This window comes from Nonomuraea sp. CX421 (genome assembly GCF_059358955.1).
On the sequence record NZ_JCADBK010000030.1, the window covers coordinates 59584 to 81081 of the forward strand.

The 21498-nt window shown below is 70.3% G+C and carries 24 protein-coding genes and 1 tRNA gene; 10 read left to right on the forward strand and 15 right to left on the reverse strand.

Translation table 11 applies throughout. The annotated features are described in order from the left end of the window. Positions 1 to 133: 133 nt before the first annotated feature. The 3 genes from AC5L3X_RS34515 to AC5L3X_RS34525 are packed head-to-tail and all read right to left on the reverse strand — an operon-like array spanning position 134 to position 2825. The gene (locus AC5L3X_RS34515; RefSeq protein ID WP_494862670.1) at positions 134 to 1693 is read right to left on the reverse strand and encodes a YfjI family protein; all 1560 of its coding nucleotides are present in this window, start codon (positions 1691 to 1693) and stop codon (positions 134 to 136) included. Next, a complete protein-coding gene (locus tag AC5L3X_RS34520) occupies positions 1690 to 2559 on the reverse strand; it encodes a hypothetical protein (protein ID WP_494862672.1) in 870 nt (289 codons plus the stop codon). Before AC5L3X_RS34520 ends, AC5L3X_RS34515 begins: the two co-directional genes overlap by 4 nt. Positions 2560 to 2570: 11 nt before the next feature. Next, positions 2571 to 2825 carry a helix-turn-helix domain-containing protein gene (locus tag AC5L3X_RS34525; RefSeq protein ID WP_189126052.1) on the reverse strand — a complete coding sequence of 85 codons (255 nt, stop codon included), beginning with the start codon at positions 2823 to 2825 and terminating at the stop codon, positions 2571 to 2573. 183 nt (positions 2826 to 3008) lie between these two features. Here AC5L3X_RS34525 and AC5L3X_RS34530 point away from each other — a divergent pair, with 183 nt between their 5' ends. Both AC5L3X_RS34530 and AC5L3X_RS34535 read left to right on the forward strand, forming a co-directional pair. After that, entirely contained in the window at positions 3009 to 4040 is a 1032-nt protein-coding gene (locus AC5L3X_RS34530) for a helix-turn-helix domain-containing protein (RefSeq protein ID WP_494862673.1), read from the forward strand. An 8-nt stretch (positions 4041 to 4048) separates the two neighbouring features. Continuing rightward, on the forward strand, positions 4049 to 5683 hold the full coding sequence (locus AC5L3X_RS34535; RefSeq protein WP_494862674.1) for a tyrosine-type recombinase/integrase: 1635 nt from the start codon (positions 4049 to 4051) through the stop codon (positions 5681 to 5683). A 1-nt stretch (position 5684) separates the two neighbouring features. Here AC5L3X_RS34535 and AC5L3X_RS34540 read toward each other — a convergent pair. Further along, positions 5685 to 5758 (reverse strand) — tRNA-Ile (locus AC5L3X_RS34540). Between the two features lie 213 nt (positions 5759 to 5971). On the opposite strand from AC5L3X_RS34540, the gene AC5L3X_RS34545 reads away from it, so the two are divergent. After that, complete coding sequence (locus AC5L3X_RS34545) at positions 5972 to 6499, forward strand: histidine phosphatase family protein (protein ID WP_494862675.1); 528 nt, start codon at positions 5972 to 5974, stop codon at positions 6497 to 6499. Between the two features lie 102 nt (positions 6500 to 6601). Here the strand turns inward: AC5L3X_RS34545 and AC5L3X_RS34550 are convergent, their stop codons facing one another. Both AC5L3X_RS34550 and AC5L3X_RS34555 read right to left on the reverse strand, forming a co-directional pair. Beyond that, entirely contained in the window at positions 6602 to 8041 is a 1440-nt protein-coding gene (locus tag AC5L3X_RS34550; RefSeq protein WP_494862677.1) for a S1 family peptidase, read from the reverse strand. Between the two features lie 85 nt (positions 8042 to 8126). Continuing rightward, positions 8127 to 9062 carry a LysR family transcriptional regulator gene (locus AC5L3X_RS34555; protein WP_189126048.1) on the reverse strand — a complete coding sequence of 312 codons (936 nt, stop codon included), beginning with the start codon at positions 9060 to 9062 and terminating at the stop codon, positions 8127 to 8129. 97 nt (positions 9063 to 9159) lie between these two features. Here AC5L3X_RS34555 and AC5L3X_RS34560 point away from each other — a divergent pair, with 97 nt between their 5' ends. Together AC5L3X_RS34560 and AC5L3X_RS34565 are read left to right on the forward strand one after the other, a co-directional pair. Next, positions 9160 to 9384, forward strand: coding sequence for a DUF6158 family protein (locus AC5L3X_RS34560; RefSeq protein WP_189126047.1), 225 nt, complete (start codon positions 9160 to 9162; stop codon positions 9382 to 9384). Continuing rightward, complete coding sequence (locus tag AC5L3X_RS34565; protein WP_189126046.1) at positions 9384 to 9629, forward strand: IclR family transcriptional regulator; 246 nt, start codon at positions 9384 to 9386, stop codon at positions 9627 to 9629. The genes AC5L3X_RS34560 and AC5L3X_RS34565 overlap by 1 nt, the downstream gene beginning before the upstream one ends. A gap of 10 nt (positions 9630 to 9639) precedes the next feature. Here AC5L3X_RS34565 and AC5L3X_RS34570 read toward each other — a convergent pair whose 3' ends face one another. After that, positions 9640 to 10572 (reverse strand): NADP-dependent oxidoreductase, encoded by a 933-nt coding sequence (locus AC5L3X_RS34570; protein WP_494862679.1) that lies wholly within the window; start codon positions 10570 to 10572, stop codon positions 9640 to 9642. A gap of 91 nt (positions 10573 to 10663) precedes the next feature. Here AC5L3X_RS34570 and AC5L3X_RS34575 point away from each other — a divergent pair, with 91 nt between their 5' ends. Further along, a complete protein-coding gene (locus AC5L3X_RS34575; RefSeq protein WP_494862680.1) occupies positions 10664 to 11083 on the forward strand; it encodes a winged helix-turn-helix transcriptional regulator in 420 nt (139 codons plus the stop codon). Here AC5L3X_RS34575 and AC5L3X_RS34580 read toward each other — a convergent pair. Next, positions 11070 to 11231 (reverse strand): hypothetical protein, encoded by a 162-nt coding sequence (locus tag AC5L3X_RS34580; protein ID WP_494862682.1) that lies wholly within the window; start codon positions 11229 to 11231, stop codon positions 11070 to 11072. The genes AC5L3X_RS34575 and AC5L3X_RS34580 overlap by 14 nt on opposite strands. After that, a complete protein-coding gene (locus AC5L3X_RS34585; RefSeq protein WP_494862683.1) occupies positions 11228 to 12859 on the reverse strand; it encodes a sodium:solute symporter family protein in 1632 nt (543 codons plus the stop codon). The genes AC5L3X_RS34580 and AC5L3X_RS34585 overlap by 4 nt, the downstream gene beginning before the upstream one ends. A 78-nt stretch (positions 12860 to 12937) precedes the next feature. Here AC5L3X_RS34585 and AC5L3X_RS34590 point away from each other — a divergent pair, with 78 nt between their 5' ends. Beyond that, positions 12938 to 13717, forward strand: a complete 780-nt coding sequence (locus tag AC5L3X_RS34590; RefSeq protein WP_494862684.1) for a putative hydro-lyase — start codon at positions 12938 to 12940, stop codon at positions 13715 to 13717. Here the strand turns inward: AC5L3X_RS34590 and AC5L3X_RS34595 are convergent. Next, a complete protein-coding gene (locus AC5L3X_RS34595) occupies positions 13714 to 14274 on the reverse strand; it encodes a P-loop nucleotide/nucleoside kinase family protein (protein ID WP_494862686.1) in 561 nt (186 codons plus the stop codon). The two genes, AC5L3X_RS34590 and AC5L3X_RS34595, sit on opposite strands and share 4 nt — an antisense overlap. Before the next feature lie 54 nt (positions 14275 to 14328). After that, positions 14329 to 15246 carry a phosphotriesterase family protein gene (locus AC5L3X_RS34600; RefSeq protein WP_494862687.1) on the reverse strand — a complete coding sequence of 306 codons (918 nt, stop codon included), beginning with the start codon at positions 15244 to 15246 and terminating at the stop codon, positions 14329 to 14331. Positions 15247 to 15385: 139 nt separating this feature from the next. Between AC5L3X_RS34600 and AC5L3X_RS34605 the strand changes: the two genes are divergently transcribed. Next, a complete protein-coding gene (locus tag AC5L3X_RS34605) occupies positions 15386 to 15850 on the forward strand; it encodes a TIGR02611 family protein (RefSeq protein ID WP_494862689.1) in 465 nt (154 codons plus the stop codon). Positions 15851 to 15898: 48 nt separating this feature from the next. Beyond that, on the forward strand, positions 15899 to 16807 hold the full coding sequence (locus tag AC5L3X_RS34610; RefSeq protein ID WP_494862691.1) for a TolB-like translocation protein: 909 nt from the start codon (positions 15899 to 15901) through the stop codon (positions 16805 to 16807). Between the two features lie 35 nt (positions 16808 to 16842). On the opposite strand, the gene AC5L3X_RS34615 is transcribed toward AC5L3X_RS34610, so the two are convergent. Next, positions 16843 to 17163: a GroES family chaperonin gene (locus tag AC5L3X_RS34615; protein ID WP_189126039.1), complete on the reverse strand. Its 321-nt coding sequence runs from the start codon at positions 17161 to 17163 to the stop codon at positions 16843 to 16845. 96 nt (positions 17164 to 17259) lie between these two features. Here AC5L3X_RS34615 and AC5L3X_RS34620 point away from each other — a divergent pair, with 96 nt between their 5' ends. Next, positions 17260 to 18513 carry an ArgE/DapE family deacylase gene (locus AC5L3X_RS34620; RefSeq protein ID WP_494862693.1) on the forward strand — a complete coding sequence of 418 codons (1254 nt, stop codon included), beginning with the start codon at positions 17260 to 17262 and terminating at the stop codon, positions 18511 to 18513. A gap of 12 nt (positions 18514 to 18525) precedes the next feature. Here AC5L3X_RS34620 and AC5L3X_RS34625 read toward each other — a convergent pair whose 3' ends face one another. From AC5L3X_RS34625 to AC5L3X_RS34635, 3 genes are read right to left on the reverse strand one after another with little or no spacing between them, the layout of a single operon-like run. Continuing rightward, a complete protein-coding gene (locus AC5L3X_RS34625; RefSeq protein WP_494862695.1) occupies positions 18526 to 19353 on the reverse strand; it encodes an ABC transporter ATP-binding protein in 828 nt (275 codons plus the stop codon). Next, entirely contained in the window at positions 19353 to 20402 is a 1050-nt protein-coding gene (locus AC5L3X_RS34630) for a FecCD family ABC transporter permease (protein WP_494862697.1), read from the reverse strand. The genes AC5L3X_RS34625 and AC5L3X_RS34630 overlap by 1 nt, the downstream gene beginning before the upstream one ends. After that, entirely contained in the window at positions 20399 to 21478 is a 1080-nt protein-coding gene (locus tag AC5L3X_RS34635; RefSeq protein WP_225263544.1) for a FecCD family ABC transporter permease, read from the reverse strand. The genes AC5L3X_RS34630 and AC5L3X_RS34635 overlap by 4 nt, the downstream gene beginning before the upstream one ends. Positions 21479 to 21498: the final 20 nt, after the last annotated feature.

The following is a 21498-nucleotide window of genomic DNA, read 5'->3' on the forward strand; positions in this document are numbered from 1 at the left end:
CGAATCCTGCCCGTAGTTATGGCAAAGACGAGTGACTGAAAGGAGTTCTGTCACTGTTCTGAAGATCCGTCACCGTTCTGTCTCGCCTTTTTCCCAGCTGTTTCCGCAGGCCATCGCCACCGCATCGGTTCTGTCAGGGCTCTCGGAAGAGAAGGGGGTTGACGGCGTACTTTGGAGAAGGTTTGCGTCCGCCTCGCGAACCGGGGGAGGGCTCCGGAAGTGGACGGATGTAACCGTGCGTGTCCAGCAGTGACAACACCGCGCCTACGGTCGAGGCGTCCTTGAACTTCGCCTGCATCCCCCGGTGGAGATCGCGCCGGCTGAATTGTCGGGCCGTCCTGACGTTCTCGTTCTTGGTCATCCATGCCACGGCGTCCCGGGCGAGTTCGGTGTGCCGGCCTTCTACCATCGCGCCGAAACAGGCGGCGGCGTGGGCGATGTAATAGCGGGCGATGTCGATGGCCCGTCGCACGGTCTCTTCGACGACGGGTTTGCGGAAGCCGTCGTGGAAATGCTCCGCCAGATGCAGCAGGCCCGCCATGCGGGCGGCGGCGCCGACGAGCTTTCCCGCCCAGTCGCGCAGGCTGTCAAGCTCGCCGACGCCCGCTCGGAGCTTGGGCTCGATCTCGTCCTGGAACTCGGTGACGAGCTTGGTGGCAGCCGTGGACAGCGTGAGGATCTGCGGCCGGTCCCACTCGGCGAGACTGATGACCAGGTGCCTCATGTTCTGCTCGTAGGTGTGCCGGACCTCGTCGGGCACGAGGTTTGGTTCGCTCTTGCGGTAGCCGACCGTGTCCTGCGGAAGCGCGTACAGGAAGCGGGCCAGCAGGCCCTGGCCGCGCAGGCGGGGCTTTTGGGCGATGAAAGCGAGCACGGCGGGCTGGATGCACACCGCGATCGTGAGCGCGGGAGAGCGCACGTACTCCGACCGTCCGCGACGGTTGACCTTGAGCACGTCACCGGCGTGAGCTTCGAGGAACGGGGTCAGCGCGGGCACCCCGTTGCTGTAGCGGCCGCACACGATATCGAACAGGTCGCCTTCGGCGGACAGGATGGACAGCCGGCCGCCCTGCTCCGACATGATCGTGGAGCACTCCTCCGGCGTGACGTTCTTGGCGATCAGCTGGACCTCGGGCGGGACGACCGCCTCTTCGAGAGCCAGAGCGGTGGACTCGGCCTCGGCCAGGTCGCTGGCTGAGCCGCTGCGTACCGCCTTGGTTCTGGCCTGCTTGTCGGCCTCCTCCAGTTGCAACCGGAGCAGCGCGGCCTGCCGCGCCGTGGCTCGGCCGGCGAGGACGAGTTGCTCCTCAGCTTGGTAGAGCGGTGCGGTCATGGTCCGGAAGACTGCCGACTTGCGGGTGGCGGGTGGGGCCGCGCAGACGAGGAAGAGGTTGAGCGGCTCGTGCCACCCACCCCTAACCTGGACCACAGCTTTGCCGCCGGCCGCGGTGGACAGCCCGCCCAGGGCGAAGGCCGCGGCGATGTCGGGGGCGGTCTGGGTCTCTTCGGCCACCGCTTTGACGATGTCTGTCAGCCATGTGGGCAGGCAGCCGAGCGGGAACGCGGGCGGTACGAGACGTGAGCCAAGAGGGACGACCTCGTCCCAGGCTTCTTCCTGGCCCAGGGCGGTTGGTGGCTTGCCGCCCGATTTGGTGATGTCCGGGGTCCAGCTCGGCCCGCTGCCGGCGCTCACCCGCCGATTCCCTGGAGCGTGTAGGGCTTGGGCGCCCACACCTCGATGAAGTTGCCGATGGTGCCGCCGGCGGCGAGGTGGTCGGAGGCGTCCTTGCCGTACCCGGCCTGCAGCACGTAGATGGAGCGGGCCACGGGCATGAGGTTCGCCACGATCGCCTTGGCGTGGTCGCGGCCGGCCTGGTCACGGTCGGCGACGATGGAGATGTCGGCCCCGTGGAAGTAGCGCGCGAAGTCCGGTTGCCACTTTCCGGCGCCCATGGCGTTGCAGGTGGCGGTGATGCCGGGGTGGGCGCGGAGGGCTTCGACGTCCTTCTCGCCTTCGGTAATCATCACGACCCGGGATTCGCGGACTGCGGTGATGACTTCGGGCAGGTGGTAGGGGACCAGGCGTACGGCCATCGTGCCGTCCTGGCCGTATAAGCTCCAGCGTCGGCCGGTGCGCTTGCTGAGGTCGGGCCTCCACTGGCGGAAGCCCTGGCAGCCGTTGCCTTTGCGGTCGCATCGGGCGACGCCGTACAGGATGGTGCCCTGCTCGTCCCGGTAGAGGTAGTCGGCCACCCGATGGTGGCCGCAGGGCATCCAGTGATCTGGGCGGTGCCGCTGGGACGGCGGGGTGTGCGGAGAGCCGGGCCAGAGGGCGGCCATGGGGAGCCTGAGAGCTTGCATGACGTCCTCGGTAGGGCATCGGGGCCCGCCGTGGCAGGTGATCACGACGACGCCCGTGCTGGTGACGCCGACCGACAGCGATGGGTGCCGGTCGTCGTGCGCGGGACAGATGGCGCTCTTTTGAGTGGCGGTGCCGCGCGGGGCGTGGCCGGTCCTGGCGTAGAGCGCTTGCAGGATCAGGGCGAACGGGGTGGTCATCAGGTGACCTGTCAGGACGCGAGGTCGGTGGCCTGGGCGGTCGGCGCGGGCGTGAGCGCGGGGTCGTCGATGTCGAGACAGCGCAGAAGGGCTGCGCGGCCGACGCGGTAGGTGTGGCCGACTCTGAGGACGGGGCAGGGGAACTGGCCGCTGCGGGCGAGTTCGTGGGCTTTGGTCCTGCCGATGCCGAATGCTCGTGCGGCGGTGACGAGGTCGACGGTGACGGGCAGGGCGAGCAGTTCCGCGGTGGTCAGGGCTTGGGCCATGAGGGCGTGCCTTTCTGAGGGGGTCCGCCCGGACCATGCCGGAGTGCGCCGAGCGGCTCATCACAAATGGGATTGAATTTCGCTCGCGATCAGGATGGCATGGACGGTGACAGATCATCAACCCTAGAATTGGCAGTCTTCCATCCCGTCGGGATGAATTGGGCGATGTCAGGGAGTGACGCAATGTCGGCGGCCGAGAAGCGACACCAACCCGACCACGGCAGCCTGGGTGCTCGCGGTCTCAGCGAGGAGAACGTCGCCCTGCGGATCGCCTGGGAGATGCGCCGACGCGGCTGGTCACAGGAACGCATGGCCCAGGAACTCACCAACGCAGGGTGTCCGACGCACCAGTCCGCCATCTCCAAGATCGTCAACCCCAAGCCCGACGGCAGCCGCCGTGCCATCAGCGTGGACGAGGCCATCACCCTGGCCCGCGTATTCGGCATCGCCCTCGAAGAACTCCCGCTCCCCCTGGACGACGCCGAAGGCCGGGACCTGCACGACTTGACCCGCACGGTCACCCATGAAGGCAGGAACGCCAAAGATCAGTACGCTCACTTCCTCCTCGCTTGGGCCCGCCTGCGCCACCGCTTCGGGTGGGAGAAGAGCAGGACGGCATACGAAGGTTTCCTGGCGCAGAGGAAGGTCGACGCCGCCACTGCCGAACAGGCGATCTCCTTGTGGATGGATGCCGACTCCTGGCGGGAGGCGACAGTCGGGTACGACACGCTGCAGCGGATCTTGCAGGCCATGGGCGAGGGCCGCGATCTGACCCCGCCGGGAGAAGATTCCCGCTGGCGCCACAGCGTCGTGGCCGACCTTGTCCGCCTACGTGAGCTGTTCGCTACCAAGATCCCGAGCGCCCCCGTGCGGGTGGTGCCGGACCTAATCTTCCACATCACCGAGACGCTGGTGCGCACCGGAATGCAGGAGGTCGCCATCCCGGTTATCGACGCCTACGAGCGCGGCACCGCACACCCCACTGACGCAGTTACCGAAGAAATCGACCGCAGGCTGCGGCAGATCAGCGATCGGCAGCCAATGGATCGGCCGGACTACTTGGAGAGCCTGGCGGCTCGGATAGCGCTGCACCAGCGGGGCGGCGAACCCAGGCAACCGCCGGAGGAGGTGGCAGCCGAGCTACGAGTGAGCATCGAGGACTACCAGGAAGCGAGGAAGGTCGGAGGCATGCACCGCGAAACCGGAATGAGGTGAGTCAACCATTGACGGGTAACGGATTCAAACGATGCAAGTGCCGAGAAAATGACCGTGAGCTCGGCGCGAAGTGCCCGAAGCTGCGCCGGAAGGACGGATCATGGAATCCCAACCACGGCATCTGGTACGGCAAGGAGGAGCTCCCGCTTGGACCGGATGGTAAGCGCAGTTACCTGAAGCTGGGCGGGTTCGCATCGGCGGATGAGGTGACCGTGTGTTTCCAGGCGATCGGGCGCCTGCTGGACATCCCCGACGCCGGTCCTGATGGGCATCAGGACCGGATGGAGATTCTGGCCATGATCAAGGCGGCGCACAAGAAGAAGGCGCCGATGCCGGAGTACGAGGAGGTGCGTCGCAAGTATCGGGCCGGCCAGCCGCTGCAGGCGATGACGTTCGGCGAGTACTGGGAGCAATGGGTGGCCCGGCGTCGCCGGTTGAAGGACATCCGTGAGTCGACGCTGCTTGGTTATGTCTCCCACTGGGAGACGCACATCAGTGAGGTTCTCGCGGGCGTGCGGATGGACCGGCTGTTCGTGCCGACGGTGGAGGCCGTGTTCACGCGAATCGACGAGAAGAACGCCGCCCTGCTTGCGGCACGGGAGTCCGACGACCCGCAGGTACGCGCGAGCGTGCGAGGGAAGCGGCCGACCGGGCCGGTGACGAAGCAGCGGGTGCGGGCGACGATCCGGACGGTGCTGGCCGATGCTGAGCGTGAGCATCTCGTGTCGTTCAATGCCGCGACGCTGGTGAAGCTGGATGCGGGAGAGAGGCCACAAGGCCTCGTGTGGACGAAGCCACGGGTGGATGCCTTCACGATGGCGTTCGAGCAGCGGCTGGCGGCGGAGCGTGCTGCGGAGGTGAAGCTCAAGAAGCCGTTGGAGCGGTTCCGGGTGTGGCTGGCGACGCGGCGGCCGTCGCCGGTGATGGTGTGGACACCGGGCCAGCTCGGCGCGTTTCTCGACCACGCCGTTGGGGACCGGTTGTACGCGTTGTACCACCTGGTGGCGTTCCGGGGGCTGCGGCGAGGTGAGGCGTGCGGTGCCCGGTGGGTAGACGGCGAACTGGAGGAAGGCGTTCTGACGGTGGCCAGGCAACTGTCCAACGTGGGCCGCCGGGTGGAGGAGGGGAAGCCGAAGTCGCGGGCGTCGGAGGCCGCGGTGGCGTTGGACTCGGGGACGTTGACGGTGCTGCAGGCGCACCGCGAGCGGCAGTTGGAGGAGAAGAGGACATGGGGCGGTAAATGGCAGGAGACGGGCCGCATTTTCACGCAGGAGGACGGCTCGGAGTTGACTCCGGACTGGGTGTCGGAGCACTTCTACAGGCTGACGTTCGCGGCCGAATTGCCGCCGATCCGTCTCCATGATCTTCGACATGGTGCGGCCACGCTCAGCCTGGCAGCGGGGACGGACATGAAGTATGTGTCGGCGATGCTGCGGCACTCGTCGATCGGGATCACGTCTGACATCTACACAGCAGTATTGCCGGAGATGGCGCGTTCGGCGGCCGAGGCGTCGGTCGCTCTAGTGCCTCGGAAGATCGCGTTGAGGGAGACGTCCGAAACTGACGGTCCCCCTTCGGTCCCCCACCCGGCGGATCGACGACCCGCGGATATGAAGTTGAGTGCTGCACCGCAGGTGGAGTAGGTAGGGCGGGTGGGACTTGAACCCACGACCCACGGATTATGAGTCCGATGCTCTGACCGGCTGAGCTACCGCCCCTGGATTCAGTTGTCCCCGCGCGTCGGGATCACTCGCGCGCTTCCGCGCACGCTAAAGGCTAAAGCATGGGACCCCCGCTTGCCGCCAGCCGCGTGGAAGGCGCCCGCACATCATTCCATGCCCGGGCGAGTAGATCGAGCGTTCGGGTCGTACGCTCTGCGCGTACGCCGCGAGCGGCTGCGTACGCCGCGAGCGGCTGGGTAGCGTCGGGGGATGTCCGTGAGACTGATCTACGAAACGCATTCCATCACCGTGGACAACGAGACCGGCATCGCCACGGGATGGCTGCCCGGCGAGCTGTCCAGGGCGGGCCGGGGGCTGGCGGCCGAGCTGGGGTCGCGGCGGCGCGACGTGGACGTCGTCTACGCCTCCGATTTGCGCCGGGCCGTGGAGACCGCGGAGATCGCCTTCGGCGACAGCAAGGAGATCAGGCTCGACCAGCGCCTCAGGGAGTGCGACTACGGCATCTACAACGGCCGTCCGGTGAGCGAGGTGGCGATGTTGCGCGCCAGGCACATCGACACGCCCTGGCCGGGCGGGCAGAGCTACCGGCACGTCGTGGCCGAGACGGCGGCGTTCCTGGAGGACGTGATGAAGGAATGGCGGGAGTGCTCAGTGCTGGTCATCGCGCACTCGGCCAACCGGTGGGCGCTGCGCAACCTGCTCGAAGGAGTGCCGCTGGAGGATCAGGTCGACGCGCCGTTCGACTGGCGGCCGGGCTGGGAGTACAACCTGGCCTAAAGAGGCCAAATAAGGTCAGAGAGGTCGAGGAGGCGTGGCGCGGCCGGGAGGCGGGGGTGGACTCCCGCGTCCCGGCCGCCGTCGAAGGTGGTCAGAAAAGGGTCACGGGCGGTTGACGCCCAGGGTGTAGGAGCCGGAGCCGCTGTAGGCGTGGACGCGGTAGCGGTAGTAGCCCGCGGTCCCGCTGTAGCTGATCGTCTCGTCCGGGTTGGCGGTGATGCCCTGCGCGACGACCGACCAGGAGGAGCCGTTCCACTTCTGCAGGTACAGATCGAAGTCGGTGCCGTTGGGCCCGTCCAGGCAGCCGGCGTGCGTGCCGGAGGTCGTGGACTGGTAGTAGGAGCCGTTCGGCTGGTAGACGCTCTGGCCGGAGGTCAGCGAGCCGCTGTAGGTGGAGCTGTAGCCCTGGCAGCCGGTCGGGGGCTCCTGGCCGCCGCTGGTGACCAGGGTGAGGCCGCCCGCGGAGAGGATCTCGCCCACCGGCTGGAAGTACGTGGTGCCGCCGCTGGTGCAGTTGCCGGAGCCGCCGGAGGTCATGCCCTGGGCCTGGTCGCCGGAGATGAACGAGCCGCCGGAGTCGCCGCCCTCGGCGCACACGTTGGTCCGGGTGAGGCCGGAGATGGTGCCTTCGGGATAGTTGACGGTGGAGTTGAGCGCCTGGACGGTGCCGCAGTGCCACTGGGTGGTGGAGCCGGAGCGGCAGATGGAGCCGCCGGGCTGGGTGACCGCGGAGCCGCGGACCGGCAGGATGCCCGAGCCGTAGGCGTTCACCACGCCGGGGGCGGTCCAGTTGGCGTTGGTCGAGATCCAGGAGTAGTCGTTGCCGGGGAACGACGAGATCTGGAACGACCCCTGCGCGACCTGGTTGTAGCCCGTGGTGGCGTTGCCGACGTTGCCGCAGTGGCCGGCGCTGGTGTAGCCGAGCTGGGTGCCGCGCCTGGCGGCGAAGCCGACGGAGCAGCGGTAGCCGAGCGCCGAGTTGTAGTAGGCGTCGCCGCCGCGGATGTCGTAGAAGAGGCGTGGCCGCTCTGCCGACTGCTCGACCTTCACGGCCGCGGCGTCCACGCCGCTGGCCTCGACCCACGTGCGGGCGGCTTCGAGATCGGCGGCCCAGGCGATGACGGCGTTGTCCTGGGGTGAGATGGACCAGGCGTGCACCGAGGAGGGGGCCGCCGCGCGGTCCAGGCCGTCCTTGACGGCGGTGAGCTGCGCCATCGTACGGGCGAGCACCCTGGCCTGGGCGCCCGAGCGGGTGATGGCGGCCTTGTCGGCGGCGTCGACGGTGGCCACGACGAACACGCTCTCCGGGCCTTCGTACCAGGCGCCGGCGTAGCGGTCGCCGAGCTGCTTGCGCAGGCCGGGGGCGGCGTTGTTGCCACGGGCCTCGTTGGCGAGGCGGTTGACGGCCTGTTCCTTGCTGATGCCGAGGTCACGCTGGAGGGAGTCGATCATCCCTGACGGCGGCTTGGCGGCGACGGCCGGGGTGGGCGTCATGACTAACGCGCCGATCGCGATGGCGATCAGCGCTGGGGTTCGGAGCATCCCTGTCTCCTTGTGGCTGGGGGTGCCGTCAACGTAACGGCAGCCAGGGGGCGCGAGGAGATACCACTTCGCCCCTATCGCGGTGCTATGGGGTGGTGGTGCCGAAGCCGGGATTGCGCACCAGCCAGTCCCGATAGACGGGGCTTCGCCGTACGGACTCGGCGTGGGCTCGTTTGGCCTGGGAGACGACCCAGGGGCCGTCGGGGGTGGACGGGTGCCGGCCGAGCAGGTGCCGCCAGCGCAGCGGCGCGCCTGCGAACGGCACCATCACCAGCCCCGGCGCGGGCTGGTGGGTGGCCTGGCAGAGCACCACGGCGCGGCCGACCTGGGCGAGGTGCCCGCAGGTCGCGACGTCCGTCTCGTAGATCGTTCCGGGGGTGAAGCCGGCCCGTGCGCAGGCCATCGCGAAGCAGTCGGTGAAGCAGCCGTCGGCCGGTGTGACCGCCCACTGCTCGTCGGCCAGGTCGGCCAGCTCCAGCTCCTTCTCCTTGGCGCCCGGGTGCGTCTCGCCGACGAGGGCGAAGACGGGGTCGAGGCTGATCGTCTCCCACAGCAGCGTGCCGGTGGGGAGGCCGCTGTCGCCGCAGGCGTCGGTCAGCACGTAGTCGAGGCGGCCCAGCTCGGCCATGGCGGTGAGCTCGTGGGAGGACCAGCTCGTGTAGGTGGTGACCGGCCGCTCGGCGGCGAGCCGGTGGACGAGGCCGCCGAGGATCGGGCCGTTGGTGGCGCCGATGCGGAAGCCGGGGGTGGGGGAGTGGGCGAAGCGTACGGCCTCGTTCTGGAGTTCCTGGGCCGCGGGCAGGAGCACCCGGGCCCGGGCGAGCACCAGTTCGCCGAGCCGGGTGGGTCTGGCGCCGTGCCGATCGCGTTCGAACAGGGCGCCGCCGAGCACCCTCTCGATGCGCTTGAGCTGTGCGGTCAGGGCCGGCTGGGCCAGCCCGAGGAGGGACGCGGCCTTGCTCACACTTCCCGCGTCCGCGACCGCGCGGACGATCCTGAGGTGCCTGAGCTCGAGGTCCATAACGGGAAGGTAAGGCGGCCATCTCCACTCGACAATGGTCTTATGTCAGGAAATATGACAGATATTGTCGAGGGTCTTCTGGGGTAGGGGCTACCTCATGACGACGATGGGCATCGACCCCAGGGAACTCCCCGACGACGACCTCATGCGCGAGCTGCGGCAACTCCATATGACGCGTACCGACACCCTGCTGCACGGCTCCGACGACGCGCTCGCGACGCACACCTTGCGGACGAACGAGCTCGAAGGCGAATATCTGCGCCGCAACCCTGAGCGTGACGTGGATCCGGGCAGGCTCAGGGAGGGAGCGAGGCAGCGCTGATGACCGACCACCATGAGGTGCACGATGTGCAGGCACTGTCCGACGTGGACATCCACGTGTACGAGGCGCTCGCCTCGCTGGCCGTGGAAGGTCGCGGCGCCGGGCTCGGCGAGCTGGTCCACTCGACCGGGCTGACCGAGGACGAGGTACGGCGGAGCCTGGCCACGCTGACCGACCAGGGCCATGTGCTGCCCAAGGGAGACGGGTTCACGCTCGGGCCGCACACGTTCGAGGTCGAGTACTGACGGCGGGACGTCAGACCTCCAGCACCAGCTTGCCCACGAAGTCGCCGCTCTCCATCAGCGCATGCGCCTTGGCCGCGTCGGCCAGCGGGAAGACCCGGTCGACGTGGGCGGCCAGCTTCCCGGTGGCGACGAGCGAGGCCACCTGCTCCAGGGCGGCGTGGTCCGGCTCGACGGCGAAGTGGCCCCACCGCAGGCCCGATCGCTCGTACTCCTCGACGGCCTCGGCGTACATGCCCGCGCCCCCGATGAAGGCGCCGCCGGGCCGCAGCACCGCCAGCGACCTGCGGGGATAGTCGCGGCCCACCATGTCCAGGACGACGTCGACGTCCGAGACGGCCTCCGCGAAGTCCACGCTGGTGTAGTCGATCAGCTCGTCCGCGCCTAGGCTCCGCACGAAGTCGTGCTTGGCCGCCCTGGCGGTGCCGATCACGTAGGCGCCGCGCAGCTTCGCGAGCTGGACGGCCAGATGCCCGACGCCGCCGGCCGCGCCGTGGACGAGCACCCGGTGCCCCGGCAGGACCTCGGCGATGTCCTCGAACGCCTGCCACGCGCTCAGCGCCGACATCGGCAGCGCCGCGGCCTGAACGTGATCGACGCCGGCCGGCTTGCGGGCCAGCTGGCGCGGCCGGGCCACGACGTACTCGGCGTAGGCCCCGGCCGGGTCCGGGAAGTTCAGCATGCCGAACACCTCGTCACCCGGCCTGAACCGGCCGACGTGCTGCCCGGCCTCCTCCACCACCCCGGACACGTCCCAGCCGAGGATCAGCGGGGGCTCGGTGTAGTGGGGCGGGAAGGGCGTGCGCCGGATCCGCCAGTCGGGCGGATTGACGCCCGCGGCCCGCACCCGGACCAGCACCTCATGCCTCTGGGGTGTGGGCCGTTCGACCTCCGCGAGCTCAAGCACGTCGGGCTCGCCAAAAGCCCGCTGAATGATCGCACGCATACGACATCTCCTTGTTTCGTTGGATGTCGCAATGCTGGCGGGGGCCGGTATCGCTTGGAAAGAAGGCACCTTTGTGCTACTCAGGTACCTGATGTATACCAAGTTTCCGGATCTCCGGCAGTACGGCGGCGCCAACGCGTTCTTCGAGGCGTGCAAGCCCCGCATCGTGTTCGACATGTTCACCAACAAGTGGACCGGGCTGGCCATCGGCGCGTTGCTCGGCGGGCCCCGCCGGTTCAACGAGCTGCGCCGGATGCTCGACGGCATCACCCAGAAGATGCTGTCGCAGACCCTGCGCGCGCTCGAACGCGACGGGCTGGCGACCCGCACCGTCTACCCGACGATCCCGCCGCGGGTCGACTACGAGCTCACGGACCTGGGCAGGAGCGCCACCGTCATGCTCGGCGTGATCGCCGGATGGTCGGGCGAGCACGCCGACGAGGTGATCGCCGCCAGGCGGGCCTACGACGAGCGAGCCGCGCGACCCGTGGAGCCCGTCAGATCCGGTTGAACCGGGCCCACAGCACGAACGCGCCGCCGAAGACGGCCATGGCCAGGCCCGTCCACAGGTTGATCGGGCTGCCCAGGACCCCGGCGACGATGAGGATCACGCCGTAGACCAGGAACAACCCGCCGATGACCAGCCGGATGTCACTCACAGGATCACCCCGTACAGAGCCGCGGCCAGGACGACCGCACCCGTGCCGAGCAGCACGGGCGAGCGGTACCACTTCTTGTCACCGGCCAGCGCGTCGTCCTCCAGGTCGACCGCGCTCAGCCCCCACACCAGCCCGCGTAGCTCCGCCACCGGCTTGGCCGTGGTCACCAGCGTGACGACCACCGACACCAGCACGTCGACCACGAACGCCAGGCCCGCGCCCCAGAAGCTGGCGTTCAGCTCGGTGCCGAAGTTCACCAGCCCGGCCTTGTACGCCAGATAGGACGCGAACGCGGACACCGTGCCCGCCAGCAGGCCCCAGAAGCCGGCCCACGGCGTCATCCGTTTCCAGAACAGTCCCAGGATGAAGGTCGCGAACAGCGGGGCGTTGAAGAACGAGAACAGCGCCTGCAGGTAGTTCATGATGTTGGAGTAGCCGGCCGCGATGAACGCCGTGCCCACGCCCAGCCCGACGCCCACCACGGTGGCGATCCGGCCGGTCCGCAGATAGTAGGTGTCGTCCCGGTCCTTGACGAGGTGCGCCTGCCAGATGTCGTTGGTGAACACCGTGTTGAACCCGCTGATGTTGGCCGCCATCCCGGCCATGAACGAGGCCAGCAGCCCGGTCACCGCGACACCGAGCACCCCGTTGGGCAGCAGGTCGCGCATCAGCAGCGGGATCGCGTCGTTGTAGTCCTGCCCGTTGCCCAGATCGCCGAAGAGCACCAGCGCGATCATGCCGGGGAGCACGGTGACCAGGGGAATGAGCAGCTTCGGGTACGCCGCGATGATCGGCGTCATCCGGGCCGCGTTGGTGTTCCGGGCCGATAACGCCCGCTGCACCTCGGCGAAGTTCGTGGTCCAGTAGCCGAACGACAGCACGAACCCCAGGCCGAACACGATGCCGATCCAGTGCGCCTGCATCGGGTTGTCGCCCGTGGTGCCCGCCCAGGTGTGCAGGCCGCCCTCGCCGAGCGGGCTCTGCCGTACCTTCTCGAACAGGCCCGAGACGCCGCCCACCTTCATCAGCCCGAGCACGGTCAGTGGGATCAGCCCGGCGAGGATGACGAAGAACTGCAGCACCTCGTTGTAGATGGCCGAGGACAGGCCGCCGAGCGTGATGTACGACAGCACGATCACCGCCGATACCACCACCGACACCGGCAGCGGCCAGCCCAGCAACGCCTCCATGACCAGCGCGAGCGCGTACAGGTTCACCCCGGCGATCAGGATCTGCGCGACCGCGAACATGACGGCGTTCAGCAACTGCGTGGCCCCGTTGAACCGTCTGCGCAGGAACTCGGGCACGCTGCGGACCTTCGAGCGGTAGTAGAACGGCATCATCACGATGCCGAGGAACACCATCGCCGGGACCGCGCCGATCCAGTAGTAGTGGACGGTCATCGCGCCGTACTGGGCGCCGTTGGCCGCCATGCCGAGGATCTCGATCGCGCCCAGGTTGGCCGAGACGAACGCCAGCCCGGTGATCCACGCGGGTAACCCCCGGCCGGCCAGGAAGAAGTCGAGGCTGGAGCTGATCCGCCGCCGTGCGGCGAACCCGATGGCCAGCACGGTCGCGAAGTAGATCGCGATGAGCAGGTAGTCGAGGAGGTTCACGTCAAGGCGCACGGCAGCGTCGCTACCCCCGAACGCCGGCTGTAGGCCCGTGTCTGACGGGATACGGGACCCCTGACGTACTGTCGAAGGGTGGATGTCGCAGACCTGACCCCCGCACAGGCGCGCAGGCGCTTCCGCGAGGGTGAGAGAGTGCCAACCGCGGGCTGGTGCAGGGGCTGGACACAGGCCAACCTGATCGCCGTGCCCAGACAGCTCGGCTACGAGCTGCTGCTGTTCGCCCACCGCAACGCGCGCGCCTGCCCGTTGCTCGACGTGGGCGAGCCGGGGGCGTGGAGCACCGGCCTGTTCACCGGTGACCTGCGCACCGACCTGCCCGGCTACCGGCTCTACCGCGACGGGCGGGCGGTCGCCGACCTCGGCGACGTGGTGGAGGAGTGGCGTGAGGACCTGGTGCCGTTCCTCATCGGCTGCAGCTTCACCTTCGAGCGGGCGCTGCTCGACGCGGGCGTGCCGGTCCGTCATCTGGAGCTGGGGACGAACGTGCCGATGTACCGGACGAACGTCCCGTGCGAGCCGACCACGACCCTGTCGGGGCCGCTCGTCGTGTCGATGCGGCCGGTCCCCGAGACGCTGGTCGAGACCGCGATCGAGGTCAGCGGCCGCTACCCGCTGGTGCACGGCGCGCCCGTGCACACCGGCGACCCGGCCGCGCTCGGCATCGCCGACCTGGCCCGGCCCGACTTCGGCGACCCCGTCGAGGTGCGCCCGGGGGAGGTGCCGCTGTTCTGGGCGTGCGGGGTGACGCCGCAGGCGGTGATCATGGCGAGCGGCGTCGACTACGCGATCGGTCACCTGCCGGGGCACATGGCGATCCTCGACGCCCGCGACGAGCGCTATCGCGTGGGTTAGGCCAGGCCCGCCGCCGCGAGCTGCTCCTCCAGCGGCGCCGCCCCGGGTCGGCCGTCGATCTCCAGATGAGGTACGGCCGGCGGCTCGTCCACCCGGATCGCCTTCAGGAACTCCTCGAACGCCGCCAGTTTGCCCGTGTCACGCTCGAACCCCCTGGCGATCAGCCGCTCGCGCAGCGTCGGGCCGTCGGAACGGACCCACACCAGGTGAACCGGCGCGCCGCCCAGTTCCTCGACCCACCGCTGCCAGGCGTCCACCGAGTGGACCTGGCCGGTGAACGGGCCGTCCAGCATGACCGGGCAGCCGTGCTGCCGGATCTGCCTGGCGGTCCGGGTGAGCCCGGCGTACTCGTACCGCTTGACGTGCTCGTCGTACCACGGCCCCTCGCGCTCGCCGGGCGGGCGACCGCGGCCCCGCAGGACCGCCGTCACGAAGTCGCCGTAGACGGTGTCCTTGTCGAGCAGGGCGGGCACCGGCAGCAGGCGGGCGAGCAGCGCGGCCGCCACCGTGGACTTGCCCGCGCCCGGCGGGCCGCTGATCACCCAGACAGCGCTCATGCGATCAGTGTGCCCGCTCGCCGCCACGGACCGGCCATGCGCCGGAGGGCGGACTCAGACGTCGACGCCGGTGAGCCAGCGCAGCGGGTTGTCGCGGGTGACGACGCGGATGGTGTCCTCGTCGACGCCGACCTCCCGAAGGCGCGGCAGCAGCGCGTGGAAGAGCTGCGCGTAACCCGGCCCGCCGTACTTCTGGGTCTGCGCCACCCGGCTGAGCCCGGTGCCGACCAGCAGGCGCTCGGTGTGCCCATCCTCGATGAGGCCGAGCGCGATCCGGGCGGCCTCGTCGGGGCCGGCGCCGAGTGTGGTCAGGCTCACGTACGCGCCCGACTCGGCGATCTTGCGGGCCGCGGGCAGGTCGGGCCCGGTGTGGCGGACGCTGACGCGCGAGGCGGGCAGGCCCTGGGCGAGCAGGATCTCCAGCAGGCCCAGGCTGTCCTGGCCGTGGGTGGCGACCGGCAGCCGGGTGGCGAGGGAGGCGCGGGCGGCGGCGATCAGGGCGTTCTCCTCGGCGGGGGTGCAGCGGGCGCCCCAGCAGCCGACCTCGCCGATCACGCCGGGGAACACGCCGGTGCCGTCGATGCCGTCGAGGATGTCGGTCAGCAACCGCGCGGTGAGCGTCTCCACGTCGGTGTGGCCGGTCCGCGTGAACGGCTCGGCGAACAGGCCGGTCGCGGCGATGACCGGCACCCGGCTGCTGGCCGCGATGCGGGCCAGGGTGTCGGGGTCCCGGCCCATGCCGATGCAGGTCAGGTCGACGATCAGGTTGAGCTGGTCGGACTGGCGCAGGTCCCGCAGCTCCGCGATGACGGTGTGCTCCTCGTCGAGCCACCGGTACGGGTCGGAGTCGATGCCGACCGCCCACCGCATGTCGTCGCGCAGGTGCTCATGGGGAAGAACGGCACCGGTGATGGCGGCCGCGCGGATGGGGCCGGTGACGGTGCGTAGCATGACCTCGGGCATATCAGACATTAACCGACGATTGCCGGAAGCCAGTGGTTCGGGGCGGATATTTTACTATTGACTGGTTTTCGAGTCATTGCCCTGGGTTGCGACTGACTGTTGTCCGGCTCGTCGTATCCTGGGGACACACCGACCGTCCGGGGGGACAGTGCCGATCCATGACTCCGACACCGGGGACTCCGATGTGGTCAAGGACGAGGCCGCACGCCGCTCCGCCATGCCCGCACGTCGTCACGGGCTGCACGGCTGGCTGGACGGCATCAGATCCAACCGCACGGGCGCACTCACACTCAAGATCATAATCGGCGTGATCGGCGGTGTCATGGTGGTCGGGGGGCTCATCATGGTGCCCTTCCCCGGCCCCGGCTGGCTGGTCGTGTTCGCCGGCCTGGCGGTGCTGGCCACGGAGTTCCACTGGGCCCGCCGGTTGCTCGAGTTCGGCAAGCGGGTGCTGCACGCCTGGACCGAGTGGTACAAGAAGCAGGGCTGGACGGTCCGCGTCATCGTGCTGGTCATCACGGCCGCGGTGGCGACCACGATCGTCTACCTGGGTTGCAAGACGGTCGGGATCGACCTGGTGATGCTGGCCAACACGTTCATCACCCATACCTGATCACTATGACCGGCGGCTTTCGCCGGTTCCCGCGCCTATTCTGCGGGCGTGCTCGCCCATATCGCCATCGCGCTGTCCCTGACGCTGCTCGCCCCGGCCGCCCCGGTGCCGCTCCCCGGCGTGGGGGTGAGCTACACCGAGCAGACCGGTGATCCCGTACGGCTCAGCGCGTACGGACTCGGCACGAGGAGCACCTACCTGCGGGCCAGGACCGGAGCCACGTTCACCCGGCAGCCCGCCCTGGCCGAGGCCGCGGTCTCACCCGACGGGCGCACCGTCGCCGGAGTGCCCGGCAGCTACCGGGCCGGCTACGACGCGCTCCTGCTCACCGACCGGGCCACCGGCGCGACCCGGCGGGTCCGCACCGTCGCCAAGCCGCTGACCGCCTCCTACGTCTCCTGGACCCGCGACAGCGGGCAGGTCGTGCTGACCGTCGAGCAAAAGGTCTCCGGCCGGTGGCAGGCGGCCGGATTCACCGTGGTGAACGTGGCGGCGGGCACCGCCCGCACCGTGCGGCTGTCCGGCCTCGACCGCCAGGCGACCTTCTGGTGGAGCCCTGACGGCAAGCTGGTCGCGCGCCACAACGGCGGCCTGCGCACCCACCGCGTGACCGACGGCGCGGTCGTCGGCACCCATCCCGCGATCGGCCTGCCGACCGGCCCGGAGGACTCCTACTCGCCGTCGGGCAGGCGGCTGGCCGTGTGGTGCCCCGCGCGCTTCAGGGAAGGGCTGTGCCTGGCGGACCCGGCCACCGGCCGGATCGCGCGGCGGGTCGCCGCGCAGCCGGTGGCGTTGTTCGGCTGGTGGGACGAGAACCACGTCATCGCGGTCGTGACCGACCGGAGCGACTACCGGCTGGCGGTGCTCGGCCTGGACGGCAAGGTCACGCGGGTGCTCGCCCCGATCCCGCGCCGGACGTGGACGGCGAACCTCTGGCTGGGCTTCACGCGCTCCTGAACGTCAGCGCTCCTGAACGCTACGAGCCCTGAACGTCACAGGTAGAGGCCGGTGCCGTGGTCGGTCTCCTGCGTGGCCACCGCGTGCAGGTCGCGCTCGCGCATCACGAGGTAGACCTGCGCGTGCAGCTCCACCTCGAACTGCTCCTCGGGGTTGAGCAGCACCTTGTCGCCGACCTTGACCGAGCGCACGTTGGACCCGACGCCGCGGACCTCGCCCCAGGCCAGCCGGTTGGCGAGCTTGACCGTGGCGGGAATGACGATCCCGGATCCGCTCCGCCGCTCCTCGGACGCCTGGTCCAGCTTGATCATGACCCTGTCGTGCAGCATCTGAATCTCGAACTTGGGCTCTAGCACGGGCCAAGTTTACGTTCCGTGAGAGGGCCTCCCGACGCCTACCGGTGTCGCAAAGCACACTTACCACCAGGTTCGGGACATGAGAAGGTGTGCTCCATGCACGAGGTGGAAGCCCGCGTCCTCAACGCCATCGACGACTCCGACACCGTCAACCTGCTGGCCGAGACGGTCAAGGTGCCCAGCGTGACCGGCACCGATGCCGAGTCGGAGCTTCAGCACACCTTCGCCCGCCTGCTGACCGAGGCCGATCTGGACGTGGACGTCTGGAAGCTCGACCTCGACGAGCTGAGAGCCCGCGACGGTTTCCCCGGCACCGAGGCGCCCAGAGCCGAGGGCTACGGCGTGGTGGGCGTCAGCGAGGGCGAGGGGGTCCCGGCGCTGGCGCTGCAGGGGCACGTCGACGTCGTGCCGACCGGCGACCTGGCCAAGTGGGAGGGCAGCGACCCGTTCGCCGCCAGGATCATCGGCGACACCCTGCACGGCCGGGGCGCCTGCGACATGAAGGCCGGGCTGGTGGCCAACCTGGCCGTGATCCGCGCGATCCGGAAGGCCGGCGTGCGGCTGGCCAGGCCGCTGGCCCTGCACTGCGTGGTCAGCGAGGAGGACGGCGGGCTCGGGGCGTTCGCCACGCTCGCCAGGGGACACACCGCGCAGGCCGCCGTCATCACCGAGCCGACCAGCGGGGCCGTCATCACGGCCAACGCGGGGGCGCTGACGTTCCGGCTGGAGATCTCCGGGCGGGCCGCGCACGGCGCCACCAGGTACGAGGGGGTCAACGCCATCGAGGTGTTCTGGCCCGTGTTCGAGGCGATCCGGCGGCTGGAGGCCGAACGCAACCGTGACGTCCCGGCCGCCTTCGCCGCCAACCCGCTGCCGTACCCGATCGAGGTCGGCACCGTGCGGGCGGGCGACTGGGCGAGCACCGTGCCCGACCTGCTCGTCGCCGAGGGGCGGCTGGGCGTCCGGCTCGACGAGGACCCGGCCGAGGCGCGGGCGGCGTTCGAGGAGGCGGTGCTCGGCGCGGCCGGCCCATGGCCGCGCGAGAACCCGCCGGTCATCACCTGGCCGGGCGGCCAGTTCGCCAGCGGGCGGCTGCCGGAGGCGCATCCGCTGCTCGGCGAGGTCGTCCGGGCGGTCGCCGACACCTCGGGCGGGTCGCCGCGGGAGACGGCCGCGCCGTACGGGAGCGATCTGCGCCTCTACGCGGCGGGCGGCATCCCGACGCTGCACTACGGGCCCGGCGACGTACGGTTCGCGCACGCCCCCCGGGAGCAGGTGTCGCTGGCCGAGCTGCGCGACGTCACCCGAGCGCTGGCCGTGCTCGTGGTGCGCCGCTGCGGGACCCTCTGACGGGTCCGCCGGTCAGGACGCGACGCTCATCCGGCGGCGCGACTCGGGGACGATGAGCGGGGTGCCGGTCTGCGGGTCGGGGATGATCTCGCAGCGCAGGTCGAAGACCTGGCGCACCAGCTCCGGCGTGACGATGCCCGACGGGTCGCCCTGCGCGACGATGCGGCCCTCGCGCATGACGATCAGGTGGGTGGCGTAGCGGCACGCCTGGTTGAGGTCGTGCAGCACGGCCACCATCGTCCGGCCCGTCTCGTGCAGCTCGGCGCACAGGTCGAGCACCTCGATCTGGTGGGCGATGTCGAGGAACGTCGTCGGCTCGTCCAGCAGCAGGATGGACGTCTCCTGGGCGAGCGCCATCGCCAGCCACACCCGCTGCCGCTGTCCGCCCGACAGCTCGTCCACGATCCGGTCGGCCAGCACGGCCACGTCGGTGGCGCGCATCGCCTCGGCCACGGCCGTCTCGTCCGCCCGCGACCACTGCCGCATCAGCCGCTGGTGCGGGTAACGGCCGCGCCCCACCAGGTCGGCCACGGTGATGCCGTCGGGCACGATCGAGCTCTGCGGCAGCAGCCCGAGCCGGCGCGCGACCTCCTTCGACGGCAGCGAGGTGATCAGGCCGCCGTCCAGGTGCACGGCGCCCTTCCTGGGCCGCAGCATCCGGGCCAGGGCGCGCAGCAGCGTGGACTTGCCGCACGCGTTGGGGCCGATGATCACGGTGAACGACGAGTCGGGAATCGCCACGTCCAGGTGCTCGGCCACGACGCGCTGGTCGTAGGCGAGGGTCAGGCCGGCGCCGGACAGGCGCGTGGCCGAGGGGACGGCGAGCTCGGAACGGGCCATCAGTGGCGGTCCTTTCGCAGCAGCAGGGCGAGGTACGTGCCGCCGATCGCGGCGGTGAGCACGCCGACGGGCAGTTGGGCGGGGGCGATCACGCGCTGGGCGGCCAGGTCGGCGGCCGTCAGCAGGACGGCGCCGACGAGCGCCGAGGAGGCCATGGTGACGCCGGGGGAGCGGGTCAGGCGCCGGGCCAGCTGGGGAGCGGCCAGCGCGACGAAGGCGACCGGGCCCGCCGCGGCCGTGGCCACGCCGCACAGCAGCACCCCGGCCACGATGGCCACCGCCCGCACGGCCTCCACCCGGATGCCCATGGCGCGGGCGGAGTCGTCGCCCATCTCGATCATCCGCAGCGGCCTGGACACGTACGCGCAGGCGGGCAGCAGCACGGCCAGCGCCACGGTCAGCGGCAGGACGTAGGACCAGTCGCGCCCGCCGAGGCTGCCGGTGAGCCAGGCGCCGGCGGTCGCGGCGTCGTTGATGTTGGCCCTGGTCAGCAGGTAGTTGTTGGTGGCGATGAGCAGCGCGTTGGCGCCGATGCCGACGAGCACCAGCCGGTAGCCCTGCACGCCGCGCCGGAACGCCGCCAGGTAGACCAGCAGCGCGGTCACCACGCAGCCGGTCATCGAGCCGGCGGCGATCTGCGCGGCGGAGCCGCCGGAGACCACGACGAGGATGCCGCCGGTGGAGGCCCCGGCGGAGAAGCCGATGAAGTCGGGGCTGCCGAGCGGGTTCCTGGTCAGGCTCTGGAAGATCGCACCGCTGAGCCCGAACGCCGCGCCGACCAGCAGGCCGGTGAGGACCCTGGGGGCGCGCAGCTTGTTCACGATGAGTTCGGCGATGGGCGGGCCGTCGCCGAACAGCGCGGCCAGCACGTCGGGCACGGGCACGGTGAACTCGCCGGTCGAGATGGCCAGCACGGCCACGGCGAACGCGGTCAGCACGAGCAGCACCCAGACGAGCAGGGCACGGGGCGCGACCCGCAGCGACCAGTCGCCCAGGCGGACGGCCCGGGGCCGCCCGGATACCGGCGGGACGGGGGGACGCGCGGTCATAGGGCGGCCAGCCTTCTGCGCCGGGCCAGCAGGATGAAGATCGGGGCGCCGACCATCGCGCACATGATGCCCACCTGCACCTCGCCGGGCCGGGCGATGAGCCGCCCGGCCACGTCGGCGGCCAGCAGCAGCACCGGCGCGGCGAGCGCCGAGTAGGGCAGCACCCACCGCTGGTCCTGGCCGACCAGGGCGCGCACCGCGTGGGGGACGGCGAGGCCCACGAACCACAGCGGCCCGGCGGCGGCCGTGGCCGCTCCGCACAGCAGCGTGACCGCGACCCCGGTGAGGACCCGGGTGCGGGTGACGGCCACGCCGAGCGCCTTGCCCGCGTCGTCGCCCAGCGACAGCATGTTGAGCGGCCTGGCCAGCAGCAGCCCCAGCACGATGCCGGCGGCCATGAAGGGCGCCAGCCGCACCAGCACGTCGGCGCTCTGCGCGGCCAGCGAGCCGGTCAGCCAGAACCTCATCCGGTCGAACGTCTGCGGGTCCATGCGCAGGACCGCCGAGGACACGGCGGTGAAGACCATGCCCACCGCGACGCCCGCGAGCGTCAGCCGTACCGGACCGGCGCCCGAGCGGCCGGCGGCGCCCAGCGAGTAGACGATGACGGACGCCAGCGCGGCCCCGCCGAAGGCGAACCAGACGTAGACGGCCGGGTCGGTCAGCCCGAGCAGCGCCAGCGCGAACGTGACGCCCACCGCGGCGCCCTCGTTGATGCCCAGCAGCCCGGGGTCGGCCAGCGGGTTGCGGGTCAGGCTCTGCATGAGCGCTCCGGCCAGCCCGAGCGAGGCCCCGACCCCGATGCCGAGCAGGGTGCGGGGGATGCGCAGCTCGCGGATCACGGTGTGGTCGCTGGACCCGTCGGGCGAGGTCAGCGCGTCGATCACCACGGACAGGGGGACCGACCGGGCTCCCAGCGCGACGCTGGCCATCGCCATGAGCACCAGCAGACCGAGGGCGACCACGAGCCCGCCGGCCAGCGCCGCCGAGCGCCCGCGGCGCGGTGCCGCCGCCTCGCGCTCGTCGGCGGTCCGGGCCGCCGGGGCGGCCGGCTCCGTATCCTCAGCCGGGCGCACCCGACCCCCTTCCCTAGCGG

Excerpts from the sequence above, each read along its gene's own strand:
- AC5L3X_RS34520 (WP_494862672.1), bottom strand. The coding sequence starts at position 2,559 with ATGACCACCCCGTTCGCCCTGATCCTGCAAGCGCTCTACGCCAGGACC.
- AC5L3X_RS34525 (WP_189126052.1), bottom strand. The coding sequence starts at position 2,825 with ATGGCCCAAGCCCTGACCACCGCGGAACTGCTCGCCCTGCCCGTCACC.
- AC5L3X_RS34530 (WP_494862673.1), top strand. The coding sequence starts at position 3,009 with ATGTCGGCGGCCGAGAAGCGACACCAACCCGACCACGGCAGCCTGGGT.
- AC5L3X_RS34545 (WP_494862675.1), top strand. The coding sequence starts at position 5,972 with ATGTCCGTGAGACTGATCTACGAAACGCATTCCATCACCGTGGACAAC.
- AC5L3X_RS34550 (WP_494862677.1), bottom strand. The coding sequence starts at position 8,041 with ATGCTCCGAACCCCAGCGCTGATCGCCATCGCGATCGGCGCGTTAGTC.
- AC5L3X_RS34555 (WP_189126048.1), bottom strand. The coding sequence starts at position 9,062 with ATGGACCTCGAGCTCAGGCACCTCAGGATCGTCCGCGCGGTCGCGGAC.
- AC5L3X_RS34560 (WP_189126047.1), top strand. The coding sequence starts at position 9,160 with ATGACGACGATGGGCATCGACCCCAGGGAACTCCCCGACGACGACCTC.
- AC5L3X_RS34565 (WP_189126046.1), top strand. The coding sequence starts at position 9,384 with ATGACCGACCACCATGAGGTGCACGATGTGCAGGCACTGTCCGACGTG.
- AC5L3X_RS34570 (WP_494862679.1), bottom strand. The coding sequence starts at position 10,572 with ATGCGTGCGATCATTCAGCGGGCTTTTGGCGAGCCCGACGTGCTTGAG.
- AC5L3X_RS34575 (WP_494862680.1), top strand. The coding sequence starts at position 10,664 with ATGTATACCAAGTTTCCGGATCTCCGGCAGTACGGCGGCGCCAACGCG.
- AC5L3X_RS34595 (WP_494862686.1), bottom strand. The coding sequence starts at position 14,274 with ATGAGCGCTGTCTGGGTGATCAGCGGCCCGCCGGGCGCGGGCAAGTCC.
- AC5L3X_RS34600 (WP_494862687.1), bottom strand. The coding sequence starts at position 15,246 with ATGTCTGATATGCCCGAGGTCATGCTACGCACCGTCACCGGCCCCATC.
- AC5L3X_RS34620 (WP_494862693.1), top strand. The coding sequence starts at position 17,260 with ATGCACGAGGTGGAAGCCCGCGTCCTCAACGCCATCGACGACTCCGAC.
- AC5L3X_RS34625 (WP_494862695.1), bottom strand. The coding sequence starts at position 19,353 with ATGGCCCGTTCCGAGCTCGCCGTCCCCTCGGCCACGCGCCTGTCCGGC.
- AC5L3X_RS34630 (WP_494862697.1), bottom strand. The coding sequence starts at position 20,402 with ATGACCGCGCGTCCCCCCGTCCCGCCGGTATCCGGGCGGCCCCGGGCC.